At 59.9% G+C, this 19,309-nt stretch carries 10 protein-coding genes and 1 pseudogene; 5 read left to right on the top strand and 6 right to left on the bottom strand.

Annotation, left to right across the window (positions count from 1 at the left end; all coding sequences use genetic code 11):
• Window positions 1–104: 104 nt before the first annotated feature.
• Window positions 105–461 carry a hypothetical protein gene (locus HQN82_RS23285; RefSeq protein WP_173616075.1) on the top strand — a complete coding sequence of 119 codons (357 nt, stop codon included), beginning with the start codon at window positions 105–107 and terminating at the stop codon, window positions 459–461.
• Entirely contained in the window at window positions 449–1,651 is a 1,203-nt protein-coding gene (locus HQN82_RS23280) for a hypothetical protein (protein WP_173616074.1), read from the top strand. The genes HQN82_RS23285 and HQN82_RS23280 overlap by 13 nt, the downstream gene beginning before the upstream one ends.
• Window positions 1,652–1,767: 116 nt before the next feature.
• Here HQN82_RS23280 and HQN82_RS23275 read toward each other — a convergent pair whose 3' ends face one another.
• The 6 genes from HQN82_RS23275 to HQN82_RS23250 all read right to left on the bottom strand — a co-directional run bounded on the left by HQN82_RS23275 (window position 1,768) and on the right by HQN82_RS23250 (window position 15,279).
• Window positions 1,768–2,187, bottom strand: coding sequence for a very short patch repair endonuclease (locus HQN82_RS23275; protein ID WP_173616073.1), 420 nt, complete (start codon window positions 2,185–2,187; stop codon window positions 1,768–1,770).
• A 50-nt stretch (window positions 2,188–2,237) separates the two neighbouring features.
• Entirely contained in the window at window positions 2,238–8,045 is a 5,808-nt protein-coding gene (locus HQN82_RS23270; protein WP_173616072.1) for a DEAD/DEAH box helicase, read from the bottom strand.
• The gene (locus HQN82_RS23265) at window positions 8,046–10,142 is read right to left on the bottom strand and encodes a flotillin family protein (RefSeq protein ID WP_173616071.1); all 2,097 of its coding nucleotides are present in this window, start codon (window positions 10,140–10,142) and stop codon (window positions 8,046–8,048) included.
• Between the two features lie 68 nt (window positions 10,143–10,210).
• Entirely contained in the window at window positions 10,211–12,724 is a 2,514-nt protein-coding gene (locus HQN82_RS23260; RefSeq protein WP_173616070.1) for a hypothetical protein, read from the bottom strand.
• Window positions 12,721–13,911, bottom strand: a complete 1,191-nt coding sequence (locus tag HQN82_RS23255; RefSeq protein ID WP_173616069.1) for a DNA cytosine methyltransferase — start codon at window positions 13,909–13,911, stop codon at window positions 12,721–12,723. The genes HQN82_RS23260 and HQN82_RS23255 overlap by 4 nt, the downstream gene beginning before the upstream one ends.
• Before the next feature lie 228 nt (window positions 13,912–14,139).
• The gene (locus tag HQN82_RS23250; protein ID WP_173616068.1) at window positions 14,140–15,279 is read right to left on the bottom strand and encodes an RHE_PE00001 family protein; all 1,140 of its coding nucleotides are present in this window, start codon (window positions 15,277–15,279) and stop codon (window positions 14,140–14,142) included.
• Window positions 15,280–15,471: 192 nt separating this feature from the next.
• On the opposite strand from HQN82_RS23250, the gene HQN82_RS23245 reads away from it, so the two are divergent.
• The 3 genes and pseudogenes from HQN82_RS23245 to HQN82_RS25570 all read left to right on the top strand — a co-directional run bounded on the left by HQN82_RS23245 (window position 15,472) and on the right by HQN82_RS25570 (window position 19,294).
• A complete protein-coding gene (locus HQN82_RS23245; protein ID WP_173616067.1) occupies window positions 15,472–16,617 on the top strand; it encodes a site-specific integrase in 1,146 nt (381 codons plus the stop codon).
• A gap of 113 nt (window positions 16,618–16,730) precedes the next feature.
• The gene (locus tag HQN82_RS23240; protein WP_345791267.1) at window positions 16,731–17,126 is read left to right on the top strand and encodes an AAA family ATPase; all 396 of its coding nucleotides are present in this window, start codon (window positions 16,731–16,733) and stop codon (window positions 17,124–17,126) included.
• Window positions 17,127–18,491: 1,365 nt separating this feature from the next.
• Window positions 18,492–19,294, top strand: a pseudogene (locus tag HQN82_RS25570) (bifunctional transcriptional activator/DNA repair enzyme AdaA).
• Window positions 19,295–19,309: the final 15 nt, after the last annotated feature.

Genomic DNA, 19,309 nt, shown 5'->3' with positions numbered 1-19,309 from the left:
TTTCTTAACAACGCTGTAAGTTCATGAATCTACACGAAATCCGGTTTCGAAAAATTGATCAGCCTTCAGAGGATCCAGACCACCTGGTGAGATACGTCCATAAAATGGACCATCGCGACAAGACAAAGGGGAAAGCCCAGTGGAGAATTCAGACATCTGAGGAACGCGACGTATTTCAGACGGCCATGATGAACCAGTGGATCGAGAAAAAGTTTGCATGGTCGCTATACCGTCCCTCCGGCATCGTCATGAAACTCGGCGTGGACAGAGATCACGCCACCGAACTGTTCATTGCGAAATTTGATGAACATCAAGTTGCAGCATGGCACGGCTATCCCTGCAATCATAAGGAGCCACAGCAGCGCCCTCCGGGAGATATTTTAGCTGATTGGCTCTCCCAGGGAATTCTGCCGGCCGCCAAAATCCGCAAAATAGCCTCAGGACAACGATGCGCGATCTGAAACTCAGCGTGGAAGGCCAATGGTGGGATTCGCTCCTCTACAAAGGACAACTTCACCTGTTTGGAACCGACGGCTCACTCTCGATCTACGCATGGGAGCGTCTTGTCGCAGACCTAGCCCGATCGTTCGGCGAGAACGGCGTCGCCCTCCGTTTGGCTTTCAGTGAAAGCAACGCCATCTACCGATCAACGATGGATTTGCAGCATGTGCGGCGCTGCTTCGCCAATCTGGCCAGCACCGAGTTCGAAATTAGCGCCGCCACACTTGCGAAATACTGTATCGCCCGTAGCGACAACGACTTCCCATTTCCGCACGCGACAAGCGCCTTCCACTATGATCGCCTCATCGTCGCGGCCGGCCGCGGGGTGTTCGCCGCTCATTATGACCCAGATACGTCGAGCCGTACGCAAGTGATACGTCTGTCGTCGCGTGGCGCGAACCAGGCCTGGCCGGCATATGGCAACGTGGCTGTCGCGGCGGGGCCCGACGGGCTCTTTCATCTGGATCTAAAAATCGGCGATCGCGAGTGGCCGAAAGAACAGGATGGCGGACGCCTATCGGAGCGTGCCTGTGACGCCTGCGACTGGATGTTCAATAATATTGTCGGCACGTCGTTCGAAGAGGGAAGCGTGTTGGCCAGGTTCGATCGAGCCTCCGGAACCACGGATAGTTCGATTCCGCTTCAAGACATCGTCGGCGACGACAACGAGGAGTCGACGGAGGCCGCTTGGAAGGCGGGCGATGTCGATCGCCTTGAAGACCTCGTCGGCAATCAGTACGACACGGGTGACAAAAAACCGCTCATCTGGGGGAGCCGTGACAAACTCTATAAGGTTGAGCGCCGGCACATCGCGGTGTACCGGCTGTTTTCGAGCGGCGAGTTAAAATTCATCGGGAAGGTTCCGCGCCCCTCGGACTTGAACACGCTCGTGTCCGTGAAGACCGCTCTCTTCGGTCTGGTTTTCGAGTTCGATGAATCGCTTCTCGTCCTGAAGAGCAATGGCGCGACCCAGACTTTCGCGGACGAACCGGTCAACTGGCGGGTGTTTCCGCGTTCGAAACGGTATGAAAACCACCTGCATATCCTCAAGGACGCCGTGCTCGAGATTCACTCCTACAATCATGACGTCGACCAGAACCAGTACCATAAGCTGATCGGTACCCGCGTCCCTCTGAGTTGGCGAGAGTAGGACGCTCATTCGTCCAGCCGCCTGCAAACGCCGGCCGTCGGACAAGTCACTCAGACTATGTCGGCACCCGCTTGCGCTGTCGCGAAAAGGCGCGCGAGCTTTTTGGCGCAGACGCCTCAGTCCGTCAGTTTCGGCCGCGCGGACATCAATTCGATCACCTTTGCGCGAAGGTTTTCCTGATCACGTAACTCGCATTCCCATAGGATGCAGCTCCCCCAACCCATCGTCTCCAGAGCCAGCTGCGCTTCCCGGTCACGTTGGCGGTTTCGGTCGATTTTTGCGACCCAATATCCATTATTGGCCTTCGGCATGCGCGCCCCGCGCTTGCAATCGTGCCCGTGCCAGAAGCATCCGTGAACGAACAGCGCCAGTCGGCGCGAAGGAAAGGCCAGATCCGGGGTACCCGGCAAATCTCGCCGATGTAACCGAAACCTGTATCCAAGCCCGTGTATCAGGCTCCGCACCATCAGCTCAGGCCTGGTGTCTTTAGATTTGACGGCCCGCATCGTGCGTGACCTCATAGCATCGACCATCATGTCGTCACCCCGGCGACCGCCCATTCGACAGCCGGCACTCCGCCCTTCGATCAATCTTGATCGTCCATGGCAAGCTCCATCGCGCGCAAGGGCCGCCTTTCCAGATTGAACGTGTCGACGAACTTCACTTTGTCGTCGCCACCAGTGACGGCGTCATGCCGCCAAAGCGGATGCAAAACAAGAAATATGTTTCCGCCATGCCGCCTTTCGCGCAACGCCGGAAGGCCGGAGGCCTCATGCATTTCGGCCGAAAGCGAGTCCGGCCGCATGCCGGCCACCGATTGCGCCAACGCCAGCGCACGCTCCCGCCAACCTCGCGTCTCGACCCAATCCTGGTCCCCGGCCTCGAGTCCTGCGCTATATCCCGATGTGACGAGGGCGCGCAGGTAGGCGAGACCGAGCCGCCAGTCGAGCAGTCCATGATACGGGCGATTGCCATAACGTTGAATGCAACGATAGCATGAACTCTGGCAGCGAGCCGCGTGATCACCGCCCTCGTCAATTCTCATAAAGTCTGAGAGCGGCCACGCGCCGGTGTCTAACAATATTTCCCTGATCAGATGTACGATATGGGGTGTCCCGTCACTACGGTCTTCGCCAAGTCGCCTGCATAGCCCGGAACCGTTGATCAGCGCGTCGGCGAGCTGCAGCATCGGTTTGCCGCCGCGAAGCCGTGGCTCGAGCGCTTCAAATTCGTCAGGAGAAACGTCAAGATCCAGCGCAGCCTTCTGCACCAGGATCTGCGTGGCGCTGATTGCGGCCGCGCGTGTTGGAAGGTGACTAAATGCGCCTCTCCTCGCCACCCGATCAAGCGTTAGCCGGGCGTCGAACTCACGAAGCTCGAGATAAAGAGCGTCGGTCTCCTTTTTTGCGATCAACCCGAAGCTCTGGGTGGAATTGGGAGCGATAATCCATCGGCCCGTCGACTTCTCGAGTTCCTCGACAGAGATCGCCTGGGATGACGTGAGCTTCGCCGCAGGTAATCGGGGCACCCAAACGACCTGATCTTGAGCCTCGCTCACCGTAAACCGCAGCGGCTGTCCAAGGTCGTCATCGACGCCGTCGTTGAGTTGCATGATCGTGACCCCGGCGCCCCGGCGCAGGCGAAGATGTCCGACATCACACGTGTCGCCCGCGTGGAGCACCGTCGCCACGGTGCGCACCGCCATCCGCCCTACCGTCTCTAGATCGGTTTCCGAGGCCCTGAAATCACTTCGGAACGCCGCCGGGGTCACGTAGTTGTTGAAAACCGCCGGCTCGATGCCGGTCCCACAATCCTCACAGGCTTCGGCCGCGATCGGGCGTGCGAGGCTGTATCGCGCTGATCCGCACGACGGGCAGAGCGCGACACTATGCGCGGAATCAACCCAGCCAGACAAGCTCTCGAGAATGACGTCCCGCCCCCGCCGCTCGGGCGGTGCCAGCGTTCCGCTAAATCCCACCACTCGGTGGCGCTGCTTGTCCTTGGTGAGAACTGCGCCCGGAGCAAACTCGAAAACCGCGGTGTCGAGATCCCGATCCATGGTCGACCACGCAAAATCGGTATCCGCCTCGTCCGACTCCGCGCGCAAGCCGAGATATAGCGGTTTGACCCGCGTCGGCATGCCGTACATGGGCAATATCCCGCGCTCGGCCAAGAATTGCGCGAGCCCCTGAGGATTGGTGGGTTTAAACTGTTTCTGCGCGTCGATCGCGGCGATCACCTCCTCGACTGACGCATTCAGTCGGAGCCGGGCGCGTTGACCCTTGTCGATGCAAGCCGCGTCGATATAGGCGTCGCGCTCACCGATCGTATCACGCAGCGCCGACCTCAGTCGATCGCGCCAGCCAAACCCCCGAGGGTCGTCAAAATATTCGTCGGTCGGCAAATATTCTCCGTGAACGTCCGGAGGCACGAGGAAGTCGCCTGGATAGGGCAACCCTTCGCGCGTGACTTCGTCGCGAAGCGCCTTGAAAGCCGCCCTCAACCACACCTTGGCCACCAACCGCTTCGGAATCGGGTCATGGCCGGTAGCGAGAAACGGCGGTGGCGGTGGATCGCCGGTAATAGCCGCCGGATGCGCGAAGTAATAGGCGTCATGGCTACGGCCGCGACAGAAGGTGACGACGGACGAGAACGCCTGGCCACGGCGACCAGCCCGGCCGACCCGCTGTTGATAGTTAAATCTCTGCGGCGGCATGTTTGCCTGGTACACCGTCTGCAGTGCGCCGATATCGATACCGACCTCCATGGTGGTCGTCACCGACAACATGTCAATTTCCCGGGCCCGCTTCGCGACTTCTCCCAGATCATCGACAAAAATGCTTTTGAATTTGCGCAGACGATCCGAGAAATCGTCCGTCTGCCCCGTCAATTCTTCGCAGCGTAGCCGAAACCGATTGACCCCATCTCTTTGGCCACGAACGATCCGCCGTCCGAGGAAGTTGGCGTCCCACAACTCCTCAACGAGGCCGTCCCTACCTTCCGACAATCCCTTGTAGCAACGGGTGCAGCGGCCCACCCCGCGGTGAAGGTGAATACGCTCGCACGCCTCACAACGCCAATACGGATCGCCAGGTTGGCTCACTTTCAAGAATATGCGCCCGACGCGTATGACGCCGTTGACGTGCTTCTCAGTCTCGAACGCCTTTAGAACGCCGTCAAGTTCGGGCAGCGCGGCCGAACCGTAGACCGCGTCGGCGAATTTTCGAACGCGGTTCGTAAGCGGAATCTTACTTGCGTTATCCCATTCAGTCGCCGTCGCGCTGTTGAAATATTTGTTTTCTCGAACCCTTGTGGCGCTCGCAAAAACCCGTAACCAGGCATCAAGCCGATCGACATCGCCCCCTTTGTCTCGGGAAATCGACGGGTACGCGAGCCCAGTCTCCTCCAAGGCGAAAAAGGTGTTGGCGAAAATCACGTCGTCGACGAGCTCCATCAACTCCTGCTTGATCGCAAGGCCCAGTTTTTCCTGCTGCGCGTCATCGAGCCACGGCGCGTAGCTTACGGCCGAACCTTTCATCTGGAAGGCCTCATACCACGGCCTGCCCTCGAAGGCTTTACGCCCGACCTCGTCAAACGGATGAACGCCGAGATTGACGTATTCCTCAATCAGCGCGCCGACGCCCTCCGACCCTTCCTTATAGCTAAACAGGCGCTCCAGCTGAATTTTCGAATTCTCGATCGAGATCTGGGAATCGTGCGTTTGGGCTCCAAGCCGCTTGAGGATCGCCGCTGCCTCCTCAGCCCTGCCCTCTCCGTTCAGCTTTATAAATTCGGCCATGGCCGCTTCCGGATCGATCCTGCTCGCCGCCGCCTTCACGAGATAGTCTCGCGCGACCGTCACCAGAACCTCGCGTCTCAGGTCACGGAGATGGAGCCGCTCGATTTCGAGCGACTGGTTCGCTGCATCTTGCCGGCTATCCGAAAAAACAATGCTCTTCGGCTCGGCCCCGGCAGCATGCAGCAACTCGAACAATTCGGTCGCGATAAGTTGCGAAGCCTTGCTCACACCGGTTCGAAACGCGCGGATCGGAGACCTGGACCTCGACGACGCCGGTCTGTTTGAATAGTCCGTACCACAATTCGGACAGCAGAACGGCTGAGCCGAACGACGCCCTTTTGGAGCTGCGGCGGTCGATTGATTGTATAGTCGACCGCCGATCCGCTCGTCGGACACGTCCTCGCCGAGCGACACGACGCCCGAATTCGGATCGAGACTGGCGGCTTCCCATCCATCCCAGCTTCGTCCGTCCAAAGCGGGTATGGCCCTTGACGGCCAAAATACAGCAAATTGGTCGAACGACATCTTATCGTAGTATTCCGCCGCGGCGCGCTCCGGCAGGTTCTCGAGCTCGGCGGTGGATGGAAGAAGCTCGGTCGCCGAGCTCGATCCGACGGGCCGGCCCCTTTGCCCGCCAAGCAGGAGATCGCCGCAGGCTTCGCAGTAAAGGAGTTCGAATAAGCGCCGTCCCCTAACTTGCCCCGCCTCCGGCTCGCCGTGAGAGAGGCCGCGCTCGACGCTCAGGTCAAGAAAGCCGATTTTGTCGCCTTGTCTCACGGGGGCACCGAAAAGGCCTTCGATGTTTCGGACGAACGAATGGACTCGAAACGACGGCGTCCCTTGAGAGACCTTGGCGCTCCACTGGCCACTCTCCGGCAACGCCCGCGCCAGTAGCAAACCGCGGAGCGCCTCGAGGTCGTTCTGCTCCCCGAAAATGCGTCCGCCTAAAACCGTCGCCTTGGTCGCCCGCACGCCAGGGCCCTCTCGGCATGCCGACGTTAGAACCGCGGCGGCGACTTCCGCAATCGCCCCTATTCGCGCGTCCCCAGCGTCTCTGACGCCGAGAACGTCTGCGACCCTGTCGATCGCGGCTTCAAGGCGATCGGACCTCACCACTTTTGCGATGAAGTCGTCGCCCCCGCTCCGCGCCGCCGCCACGAGTTCGACGAACGGCTCGGGATCGAACGCGTCGAATTGGCGTTCCGGCAGATCCGGCTCCCCTTTGACGACGCAATCGGCCCAGAACGCCTCGTCCGTCGAACCCGCGTCTTCGGCCATTGCACTTGTGCCGAACGGGGCGAAAAGATCGCGCAGATAGCGACGCGATTGGATCCCCGCTTCACCTTCCATCGGAAGCGAGGCCGATGAAGCGAGGATGCGCAGTTTGTGCCGATGGCGCTCCTCATCAAGTCCGAGGCGATGCAACAGCGACTTGACGAGATATGAGACCTCTGTCCCTGACGAACCGCGGATGAGATGAAGCTCGTCAAAGATCAGATAGAAATAGGCATGGTCATTTTCCAGCAACCATTCCCTCGTCGTCTTGAAGATGGAATTTTCGACCTCTCGTGAAAGCATGGCGCCAAGCATCGACGCGTTCGTGACCAGCACGTCGGGTGGCGTCGCTTGCATATCCCATCGCGAAAGCATCTCGCCACCGTCGAGTGAAGGAAAAATAAAGCGGGTGGCTTCGGGCGGCGCATCGCCTTCAGCCTCGGCCCTCTGGCGTGCCTCGTGATCGTATTTGCGCGCCGCAAATTGATCCGCATCCGCCTTTCGAAACGCTTCCCGCAGCTCGCGCTGGTGGCGTCGCCGGCGCTTTCTCTCCGCCTCGTTACCGGCCAACCGCGGATGGCTCTCGTAACCGGTGACCGGCGTCGATGATGTATACTGCCCGAAAAAGATCCGGTTTTCGTTAAACCGGCCATCCATGACACGGCGCGCTTCATCGGAGTCGAGCGTACGCCGCAGGCGCACCATCTGGTCCTCGACCAGCGCGTTCATTGGGTAGAGAACAAGCGCGCGCACCGCGGCCGGGCGCTTCTCTCCTCGTCGGCCCTTGCTCCAGCTGCCCTTCCCACGCCACCACTTCGTCTCGAGGTATCCCGCCTCGGGCTTTGGCCAGCTCACAGCTTCATTCGCAAGCGTCGCCAGAACCGGCAGCATGAAGCTTTCGGTCTTTCCCGAGCCGGTTCCCGACGTTACGATCCCGGGCTTGCCAGGGCGAACCCCGCGCGCCAGCATCTGGACCTGGTGTTTGTAGGGCGAATAGGTGCCGACGCGACGGACCGCCCCAGCCGCGTCAGCGCCTTCGAAAAGACCTGACAGCGCGAGTTCGGCAAACGCGGTCTGGCCTTCGACCGACAACGTGCACAGCGGCCCGCCGGCCAATCCCACGAGTTCGTCGATACGGTTTTCGTACGTTTTGTATCGAAGGATGGGTTCGATGAACGACGCCGTCGAAAAGACATTCGTGGTTTCGAGCAAACGGCGTCGCTCCGCCGCGACGGTCGGATCGGCGATACGAAAACTGGTTTCCACATACGAGATGAAAAAATCTCGTATCCGATCGAAACCTCCCATTGGATCCAGCATCTATTGCTCCAATTCGCGCCGCTTCTGGCGCCTGTTCCAAATCGACCGCGCCATATCGGCGACAAGCTCTTTCGCCTTCCCTTCGTCGCCAACCGCCGTTTCCGCTTCGGCGAGCATGCGCGCGACGCGCAGAGCGAACGTCAACCCCGGCCTAAATCCGAGATCTAGCATCAGGCTTGCCGACCTTGAAAAATCACGCGGCTCGACGCCGGGGTCGAGGGATGGCGCCTGCTGCGCCGCCGGCGCCAAAATCGCCGCCGCGAGGTGCGCGCCGTCGTTGATCGCGCCGCCGCCGATCTCAAGCCAAGGCAGGTCCGGCGGCAACGCCGCAATCTCTTCGTTATCAACGTCATTTGAAACCGCGCAGGCTAGAAACCCGCGCGGTAACCTCCCGCTTCGTCGCAAATCTGCCAAACCGGGTATCCAGAAACGCGCCCCCGACCGCTCAACGCCAAGGATCGCGGCGAACACTGCCGGCCCTTTGGCCGCTGCCTGCGCAGCGGCTCCAAGAACGGTCCGCGCGCCCGAGCCCGGTCGCGCCCATAAGTCCTCCACGGAAATAAGCGTGGGGTCCGCCTGGACAAACACCGACCGTCCGGGGCAGAGCAAAGTCGCGGCGATCGCCAGAAATTCCTCCGCCTCAGCCCCGTGCAGGACCGGAACCTCTCCTGATAACAACAGGATAAGAAACCGCCGCATCAAGCCTTTCCCCTCTTTCGAGAGGAGCGCGTGTCGATCGATTGCTTCCGCCTTCGAACGGATTGAGACCGGGGCCGCGTTCTCAAAGGCGATTTCGGGCACCGAGCCAGCGTGCGCCAGCTGAGGAAGATCTCCAATAACGCGGTCGGCCTCCTCCAGCCTGTCGGCGACTGAAAGCAGTCTGTCGATCTCGGCATGGATCTCGCAAACCTTCGCGCGCTCCGCCACGACTTCGGATCGGACCCGCTGTAGCTCGAACGCGCTCTCTTCGAACTCGGCCGTCTTCTGCGCCAGGATTGTCTGTACGTCACCGATTTCGGCCTGCAGCGTGGCGCGGTGTCGTTCGTGCTTCTCGTTCAACTCGTTGATGCGCCCGACGCTGATCCTCTCAGCCTCTTGCAGATCCTGATCGAGCCTTCGGCGCTCAGCCGCCGCGCGAGAGCCAAGCTCATCCCTAAGGGCCTCGAGCGCGGCCTTTTTCCTCTGCGCGATCTCCTCTGCGATTTCGGCGGTTCGAAGCTCGCGTTCCACCTCCAACTCAGCCACCAGCGCCGCGCGCATTTGCTCGCGCTCGGCAAAGTGGCCCGTCCTTGCGTGCTCGGCGACTGCAGCCTTAACCGCATCGTTCTCCAAGGCCGCATCCAGATAAGCGCGCATGAGCGCCTTGTCCGCTCGTAGCCGATCTGCGAGTTCGCCTGAGCGAAGCGCGTCCAGCGCCGCGTCGCGGTCCGGCGTTGCGACGAAAACCTTGCCGCTGCCGGCCTCATGGTGCAGGTCCAGCCAAGCGATAAGATCGCTCACGCGCGGATCGTTTACGTCCGACAGCGCCTTGACGACCCGCGCCACATGGTCCGCCTCATCGGACCAGTCGAACGCACCTCCCGACGCCAAGTCGTCGTCGGGCAAATAGACATCGTCCCTTCCCGCGCTCGACTCAAGGGTGACAACGCGAGATGGGCGATAGGCGTACCACCGGACGCATCGCGCCTCTCGCCGGGATATCCGTAGCGCTCCTTCGTCGCCGGCCTCCAAATCGACCACAACCACCCTGTCTTCCGACAATCGCAACGCCCACAAACCCGGCCGCTTATCCCCGCGCCAGCCTTGTTGCGTTAGAAGCGTGCGGTAAAATGCGTCGCTGCCATGCGGCAGCGCCGCAAATCGCGGAATGCGCTTCAGGCGCAGGACCTTATACTCGGTCGCCCGCGGCCGAGTATTGCGCATCGTGTCAAATTCAACCCAACTGCCCGCATACAAGCCTGTATGATGCGCCAGACCATGCGTCTCGACGAGACCATCGCGCGGAAACAGGCGCTTCGGTTCGTCAATGAGTTCGATACCGTCTCCCTCGACCCGGCCGACGGCTGCGACTGTCCCATACTGCCCCTGGCGACGCACGAAATATCCTACGAATCTCGCTGATGGGAGGGTCGTAGCCTCCTCTCTCACCGAGTCCACCCCGGCTATCATGTTCGAATTCCCCCATTGATCCAAACAGGCCTGCGCTGGCCTCGGCCACGGCGCGAGCCCAGAAATTGCCCCCTCGGATCGCCTTCCTCCAGTCCGACGACGAGCCCCGGCAACAGCTTCGCGATCCAGCGCGCCTCGTCCTCCCCGACTTCGTATCGCCAGCCCCCCTGCGCGAGCCCTCCGTTCACCAGGGTCCTCAGCCTCAGCGACCGTGCGACCTCCAACGGGAGCGAACCTTCAGCGGCCAGGCGATCGAGCGCTCCCTCGCCATAGCTGAACAGTGCGCGCCCCGCTTGAGCGTAGGCGTCCAAAATGGCCGCTTGTCTGGAGACGAATTTTCGTGTGGTCTTTCCCGTCACCCGATAGATGTCATGGTCCCTCCCGCCTGGATGGACCATTCTGACAAGCGATATGTCCTCGATCCCAATGGTCTTCAGCCGAAAGCGACCGTGCGTCCAGTCCCACGTGGAAACAGCCTCATAGCCGTCCCCGATCAAAGCGCTCGTGATCAGCTGGGTGGCGACGCTTCCATCGGGAACCTCTCTGGTCGACTTGACCTGCCAGCCCAGAGCGGCCCCGAGCACGTCCGGATCGAGGCCCGTCGCTCCAACAAGAGGCGGACCGATCGTCGTTTGGCTAAGGCGGCGAAACGGTCGTCCGCCCTGCAAGTGAACAGTATCGCGAAAATCGGCCTCCATACGAGCCGGAATCGCTCCGGACACGACGACCGCGGCCCCGCCGTCGACTTTCACGATCTCCAGGCATGGTACGGCGAGCGTGAAGATCCGCCCTCGCCAACGCGGGCGCAACCGCGCGTCCAAGAACGTCGCTTCCTGTAGCGTGCGCAGAAACTCCCAGCTCTCCTCCCCGGCCGCGCGATCAATGATCGCAATCGCCTCCCCCTCGTCGAGGCCGCTTCTTCCTCTGGCATAGATCGCTTCGATAACGTCTTGAAAGCCGTATCTATCCGGGCTCCACGTCAGATCGCAGGCCTGGATTCTCCGGGCGGCCGAGGCCGTCCGCGACCTCCACTCGCACGCCTCGTCCAAACGGTAAGCGCTGCCACCCAAGTCAGGATGCACCTTTGCCTCTGCCGTAAAGGCGACCCGTCGTGACCATGTCCCTTCTTCGTCGGCGACCACGAATTCACCATCGACTGCGCCGTCAGCCCGCAGTCTTCCATTCACGCAGGACAACGCGCCCTCGGCACCGGCCTCCAGCGGCCGCACCTCGATTTCTCCGTTGATCCCCGTAACAGAGGGCAGGAATCGGGCGGCCCCCAACCAAGCATTCCCCACCCGAATTCCGTCGACCAGCCCAACGGCATGAACGCTATCGCTAACATGTTGGAGGCCGAGGCGATCGATGATCTCGGAGACGGTGGCCGGCTGTAGCGGCTCCACGCTGACGCTCCATTCGCCCGATCGTTCGAAAAGTGCGAATTTTTCAGCCACTCGCCCGTATCGGTTGGCGATCGCTATATGGAATGGGCCGGCCATTGGCCGGAATTGGCTTACAGCGCTCCAGCTCGCCAACCCACTTGACGAAAATAACACCATCCCCCGCCGGACATTTGGCCCGAGATTGGGGCTCTCGGCGATGACGGCGCAGATCGCAGCCTCTCCCATGCTCGTCATATCGCTCAGCGCCGCAGCCCCGAACGTTCCGACCCGAAAGTGACGCCTTCTGTCCTCGTCGTACTCTATCCTTAGCTCCGCGGGCTGAGCCGGGATTTCGCCCGTCATCGCTCCCGCCCGCTCGACCAGACGCCAGAATCGGTGATCTACAGACGCCTCACCTGCTCGAAATGCTCGTCGGAAATCCTGAAAAGCCTCCCTGAGTCCGATCGAGACGTCGGACAAAGCGACAAGCGGGTCAAGCAGCCGGATCAAAGCCGCCGGATCGTTGACCGTCGCGTCGCCACGCTCCAGCTGCTTCTGGAGAAAACGCAGATCGCGTCTCGCGGGAAACGAAAGATATCGGGTGTACCCGATATGCGTCCACGATGGAGGCGGCGCAGGAAGGATCAGCCGGCGGAACGGCGCGCCACCCGCCACTCGATCCTCAAGCCATTTTGCCAGCGCTTCCCACATCAGCGCCAGGCCGCGCAGTTTCATGAAAGACCGGTCGACACCGAGCCACTGTCTCAGCTTCGTTCTGTATTCACCGCTGCCGCTATAGTCCCCATCAAGGAGACTATCGACTAGTAGACTCAGTGCAAGAATGGCGATGCAGCCGGGCGTCTCATCGTGTGGGGCGCTCCGCCTGCCGTGCTCCAAACACCAAAAAAGATAAGGATCGGCGACCAGCGCCTGTCTGAAAGCGGCTTCGGCGCGAGCCCCATGCTCCTTTCCGAAGCCGCAGAATTCTGCAAGCGTCTCCGGAGTGATTTCAAACGACCTGATCGCGTCGCAGTCACCCGCATCCGACCGCAAAAGCGTCCGTGTCAGCATGACCTCCCAGTCATGCAAATCGCCCGGGAGCGGATCCGAAGCGCCGGCGAGGTTCATGCCGATTCTTTCAGTTTCCCGCCGGCCGCAGCAAACGACCGCGCGTGGATCGCTAGCGGCTCGAACAATCGTTCAGCCAGAAACCGCACCACCGCCGGGACGACCCCGTCTCCGATAAGTCGGAAACAGTCATGATAGGTCGATGGCAGCTCGAACTCCTTGTCCAGCCCCATCAACAAGGCCGCCTCCCGGACGGATAGCAGACGCGTTCGCACACGTTCCCCGTCGACGACCACGATACGTGGCCGCGAGGCACCTCCTTTTGGGGTTCTAAGGCAACCGAGCGTTTCGCTAAATGTGACCTCAGCCCGTTGGACATTCTTACCGGATCCGGTCGGCCGCATTCTGAGATAGAGGCTTCCGATCGCCAACTGCTTGGCGGCCTTAGCTTCGTTGAGGCGACCAAGCTGCATCGGAGACATCATGCCGATGAGCCGATCGGTCGCCTCCTCGGTGTTCCATTCGGCCTCACCGCTGACGTCGATAATCTCACTTAGCTCGAACTGCTTTTTAGACGGCGGCGCTCCCGGGGACCACCAAACCCAGTTGGTCACATCTTCGGGGGGAAGACTTGCCTTCGCACGCAACAGGATTTGTCCATGCCAAGGACGTTGAGGAATATCTGTTGTAAAGGCGGCTGGGAGCGGCAGCTCTCGCCGGATGGCGATGATGAATACGCGAGGGCGAGATTGGGGAACAAAAAATGACGCGTCAGCGACTACCGCGCCAAATCGATAGCCAATCTCACTCAGAGCTGAACAAAGAGCCCGGAAATCCGCACCACCATTGGCGCTGAGCAGCCCCAACACATTCTCTAATGCAAGAAGATTGGGAGCGCGCCCTTCCTCCCCCAAGTGACGTATTATTTCGAGAAAGGGCCAAACGGCACCCGACCTAGTGGACACAGCCCCTCCCGCTTCGCCGATGCCCAATTTCGCTCCCGCCTGCGACAGATCCTGACATGGGAATGATGCCCATGCGAGATCGGCGGAATCAGGAAGATCATCGGCACCAACTAGCGCTACGTCTCTTCGATCGAAAACCTCACCTCGCCAGTTCTTTTTATAAGTTGAACATTTTAATTCATCGCAGTCGTTGGCGTAGAGACACTGCCATTCGTCTTGAAGACCCGCGCGCGCCATTCCAACGCCCGCAAAAAACTCATAGTATTTAAATTTGTCCCTCAAACCGGTCCCCCTTAGTGGAAGGCTGCAATACACGCCCGAGCTGTGGTAGCCGGCAAATCAATGAAACTTTAAGGACAGGCCCGAGAAGTGGCAAGGTCTGGGTCTGTTCAACAGGTCAAACGTGCACACAAATCTACTATCCTTATTGGGATGACCTTTATCAGGTTCAAATGGACCGTCCGCCGCACCGGACTTTTTACAAAGAAGTCGCCTGAGAGTCGCAATGCTCTAAAGCAATCCCCACGCGCGAAACCTCCCCCTCCCGGTCATCTCGCGCAGGCCGAGTTCCAAAACGATCCGCCGCGCCGCCTGCGGCGTGACGTCGAGCATCTTCGCCACCATCCCGGCCGACAGCAGCGGCTTTGCCATGACCAACTCAACGAGCTCCGGCAGTTTTGATGACGTCCTCCGTCCTTCCAGTTTTCGGTCCATCATGGTTTTCGCCAGTGCCAGGCGGTCGTGCTCCTTGAGGCCGATCTCGGCGGCGGCGATCAGGCCGTGGGCGATGGCGAGCAGCCGTGTCTCGCGATCACGATGTCGGCGCCGATCGACGGGAATGGTTTTCAGGCCGAGGTTGATGGCGGCGAGATGGGTGCCGGTGGTGACGCCGGCCTGGCGCAGGATCGAACCAGCCAGCAGTCGGCCGAGCCATGGCGCATGCTGCAGCACGGAAAGTTCGTTCCAGGCATCGAGGACGATGATCGCCTGCAGCACCGCCGGCAAGTCTTCGGCCTGACGCAACACGCCACGCCATTCGTCGAGCCGGGCATCCTCGTCCCAGTCGAGATCATAGACGAAAGGATCTTTCGCGCGGGTATCAGCGCGGCCGGGACGCTTTGCCCTCTCGATCGCCGCCTCCGATCGAGCGAGCAGCGCATCGATCGCAGCATAGTCGACGCCGGGGAGGTCTTGGGCGTCGTCGGTGTCATCCCCCTCCCCTTCCGCGTCCATCGCGATCGCCGGCCGAATAACTCCGGTCGTTGTAGCCTCGTCCGCGCCGCCCGCACCGATCTCCGAGGTTTTCCGCAGCGAGCGGATGCCGTCGGCAGAGAGCGCCCAATCGGGGGATTGGCCGGCGATGCGCCGACGCGTGCGCAGCACATCGCGGGCGATGGTCAGTTCATGGGTGGGGGTGCGGATATCCCGCGTGGCGTCGTGCAGGACGAGATCTTCGAGATGGACGAGCTCGCCGTCGATCCAAAGGGAAGCGCAGGCGTCGGCGAAATGGCTGCGCTCGATCCATCCCTGCCCGACCGGCGACCGGGCGATGCGCTCGTCGAGACGCGTGAGCGCGATGCCGGCTTCGAACGCCGGTTCCAGCAGGGCTGTCATGCTGATTTTCGTGAGATCGTAAGCCATTGAAATCATGGTAAATGATTTGCTAAAAGAACTCTATCTGAATATTGTGGTTCCTCACTCGGTATGATTACCAGTTGGAGTTATAACCATCGATAAGTACCTCTTATCGATGGTAGTTGATTTCGCGGCGCAAATCACCGAAAATCGTAGCAAATCCCGGTCCTGACGGCCGCCGGAACGCGCATTCTTTTGGAGCACCCCGTGCCAAAAACATCGCTGACCGCCGTCGAGCGGCGCGCCGAAGAACTCGACACCATCGCATCGGTGTTGCCGCTGGAACGCCGCGACGAACTCGCCGAACTGTTGACCGATGAGGACGTCGAGACGCTGCGTCACCTCGTCAACCAGGGCATGGGCGACAATACGCTGCGCGCACTGACATCCGATCTCACTTATCTAGAGGCCTGGGGGCTGGCTTCGACCGGACAATCGCTACCATGGCCGGCACCTGAAGCCCTATTGCTCAAATTCGTCGCCCATCATCTGTGGGATCCGGAAAAGCGCGCAGGCGACCCCAACCACGGCATGCCCGCCGATGTCGACGAGAATCTCAGGCGCCAGGGTTTTCTGAAATCCATCGGCCCGCATGCGCCTGATACGGTGCGCCGCAGGCTGGCTAGTTGGTCGACACTCACCAAATGGCGCGGTCTTGACGGCGCTTTCGCCTCCCCTGCCCTCAAACAGGCGATCCGGTTGGCAGTTCGTGCTGTTCCCCGAAAGCGCCGTCGAAAAAGCGCAAAAGCGGTCACAGGGGACATCCTGCAAATGCTGCTAGCCACGTGCGCAAGTGATAGCCTGCGCGACGTTCGCGATCGGGCGATACTGATGGTCGCCTTTGCCTCGGGTGGTCGCCGACGCAGCGAGATTGCCTCGTTGCACGTCGAGCAACTGACTGTCGAGGCTCCGATCGAAGTGCCCGACAGCCCTCCCCTCCCCTCTCTCGCCATCCATCTCGGCCGGACGAAAACAACCACCGGCGAACAAGATGAGATCGTCTACCTGACGGGCCAGCCGGTGAAGGCGCTTAATGCCTGGATGGCAGTCGCAGGCATTGAAAAAGGCAGCGTGTTTCGGGGGATTGGCAGGTGGAATACAGTTTCGAAGCGGGCGCTCGACCCGCAGTCGATCAATGCCATTCTCAAGCAGCGAGCCAAAATGGCAGGGTTGGAGCCAGGAGAGTTTTCGGCGCACGGGTTGCGGTCAGGGTATCTGACGGAAGCCGCCAATCGCGGCATCCCCCTCCCCGAAGCAATGGAACAGTCGCGCCATCGATCGGTGCAGCAGGCTTCGAGCTATTATAACAATGCTACGCGGAGAAGCGGTCGGGCAACCAGACTCCTAACATAATTGATTTTCCTCCTTGCAATCACGGAACACAACTCCATGAACGCATGGCTGATTAAACGAAGAATTGAAGCCGAACTCCAACACAGGGTCAACGAAAGCCCTGCGGGGCGCTGTTGGGACGTCGTCAGGTCGGTAAAGCGACATCGGCAAGCAATATTGGCGAAAGCCGGCCCTCGACTTATCTCGATCTGGAGTCGGAGGCGGATTGGGCCAAACTGGCGGAACCAGAACTCTATCTTGCAAGCCTTTGTAACAAGCTGGTCATCCGTGACGAAGTTCATCGCCTGCCAAACGCATTCCAAATTCTGCGGGGCTTGATCGATCGCAATCGCCCTGCCGGACGGCGAACTGGCGATTTTCTGCTACTTGGCTACGCTTCGATCGACCTCAAACAATCCGGGGAAGCATTGGCTTGCCGCATTGCCTATCCTGGAATGCAACCCGTCGATGGGGTAGAAGTGCCGGACCACACGCTCGACAGGCTTTGGTCACGTCGAGATTTACCGTAACCGGTGTTCTGCCCCCCACGTTGCCTGCACTCGCCTGATCTGTGATCGACGTTCCATGGACGAGAGACAAGGAGTTTCTCCATGGAGACTACACCGGAGGTTCTCACGACGCGGCGCGGGCGACGTGAGGCTCATCGCCAATGGCCGGCCGCGGATCAGGACCCACTTGCGGGCGTGAAGACCTCCAACATCCTATTCGCAAGCGACGGAAACGGAAGAATTCAACAACACTGAAGCCCATTCTGCGGCCATCGCGCAGCTCGATCTTCTGGGTGGTGCTTGACGCGCTTTACTAAATACGGGGATGCTTGTTGCCGATGCAACGAGCCCCGCCCCCTCTCCTCCTCCGCAAAAAGCGGCTTTGCTATATCGCCAGTTCCGACGCTTGCCTTGAAATTTAAATTAGCTCTGGTCTTGTCCGGGAATAGGTCCGAGTAGCAACGTTGAAAGCAACCATTCCTCCCCTGGCGGACCGTCCGCAACCTCCGGAGCCAGCACTCTAGTGTAAAGCGCAGTACCGAAGTCCCGCGCGGTCACGAACCAGTTCAACCCGGATGGTGGAAACCTTGTCAGCTGACAAGGTTTACGGCGTTAGTCGTGTCCGTGGTGCACCGTCAGAGAACGGAGCGGCTGCGAATTTTTTCGCATTTCCTCAGTAGAATGCGCTGCCAGCTGACAAGGTTTCGCAGTGGCAGTCTGCTCCAGGCTTGTCGAAGTACCACTTTTTCACGGACCGGTGCATCTCGGATTAGACGAGAACCTTGTCAGCTGACAAGGTTCTGCGGCGGTAGTCAGGTCCCGTGTACAGCATCAGAGAACCGAGCGACCGCGAATATTGCATTACTTCGGTGGCAAAAACCTTGTCAGCTGACAAGGTTTTGGTGTCCGACCTAAACCGGACTATCCTAACGCAGTGCGTCCGGGCCTACTTCAACAGGCTTGCCGTGAATGGGGTCGCTGGCGCGGTTTCCTAGATCCCACAGGCGTTGAGCAAAGAATCTCAGCAGTAGCGCCTCGGGCGCCGGCAGGGCAGGGAATGCCCGGTAATAGCGAGGGCGGTTGGTGTGATCGCTTTGATATCCAAAAGATCAGACCGGATCGGCGTGCAGATCGTCTGGAAGACGGACTTGTGAGGTGGCGTCGCTGGTTCTCCAACAAGAGGTTTGCCTTCATGGAAGAAGCGACATTGGCTAATGGCAATATCATGTTGGAGAACCTGCGTGGCAGGGTAGGGGACCGGTTGCGCAAACGGATTGAAGCTGTTGGAGCGGCGGAAGCGCGGAATTTGATCCGGTCAACGCGGAAAGATGAATAGACGCCCGAAAGCCGGCGGTGTGTTGTCTTTAGCAAGGCTAGGAATTCCGCATCATATTTGATCTTCCGGACCCTGACACACTCTACGCAGCTTTACTGGCCCGAAATGAACGTTTCGATGGTCAAGTCTTCGTGTGTCGCTTCAACCGGCGTTTTTCGTCATCTAACCTGTCCTGCGCGAAAACCTAAGCGCGAAAACGCGTCAACGGCGGCTCCGCCAAGGATTGGAGACGCTGGCCGTTGGCGGGAAAGTTGTTTTGGCTCAACACGAGGCCAGCTTTGAATCTGCCAGCGCGTTTCGCGCCGCTTTGGCGCGTCTACTCGGCCAATCTCCATCGCAGTTGCAATCGGACAAGCAGCTACGGGCAACATGGACACCGACGCCGCTCGGCGACATGATCGCCGTGAGTAGTCAGAGCCATCTGCGTCTTTTCGGAATTCGTGGATCGAAAAGGTCTGCCTGCAGAGCTCAAAAAGCTCCAGCAGGTGTCAAAAGACGGTATCCGTATCGGTAGCATGCCCCTCTTGGAGCAGGCCACGGCAGAACTCACTGCGGCGCGTTGCGACAGGTTTTCAACACCACTTGCGATGTCCGCCAACCCCTTCACTCAACACGTGTGGGACGTATTGCGCGAAATACCAGCTCTCGAGCCCGAACCTATTCCGAAATTGCACGTCAGATCGGTCGCCCCACCGCAATTCGCGCGGTGGCACGTGCCACTGGTGCCAATCAAATAGCTCTCATGATTCCATGTCACAGGGTCATCGGAGCAGACGGATCTTTGACGGGATATGACGGAGGCCTCTGGCGCAAGCGGCGGCTCATCGAATCGAACGACAACATAAAACAGTAATTAAGGAATACCCTG

Origin of the sequence: Agrobacterium pusense (assembly GCF_013285525.1) — a bacterium.
In the GTDB taxonomy this organism is placed as follows: Bacteria; Pseudomonadota; Alphaproteobacteria; order Rhizobiales; family Rhizobiaceae; genus Agrobacterium; species Agrobacterium pusense.
Note: the sequence above shows the minus strand (reverse complement) of the source record. Positions and strands in the feature narration are given on the sequence as shown.

Coding starts and splice junctions, on each gene's coding strand:
- HQN82_RS23270 (WP_173616072.1), bottom strand. CDS start 8,045: ATGCTGGATCCAATGGGAGGTTTCGATCGGATACGAGATTTTTTCATC.
- HQN82_RS23285 (WP_173616075.1), top strand. CDS start 105: ATGGACCATCGCGACAAGACAAAGGGGAAAGCCCAGTGGAGAATTCAG.
- HQN82_RS23250 (WP_173616068.1), bottom strand. CDS start 15,279: ATGATTTCAATGGCTTACGATCTCACGAAAATCAGCATGACAGCCCTG.
- HQN82_RS23275 (WP_173616073.1), bottom strand. CDS start 2,187: ATGATGGTCGATGCTATGAGGTCACGCACGATGCGGGCCGTCAAATCT.
- HQN82_RS23260 (WP_173616070.1), bottom strand. CDS start 12,724: ATGAACCTCGCCGGCGCTTCGGATCCGCTCCCGGGCGATTTGCATGAC.
- HQN82_RS23280 (WP_173616074.1), top strand. CDS start 449: ATGCGCGATCTGAAACTCAGCGTGGAAGGCCAATGGTGGGATTCGCTC.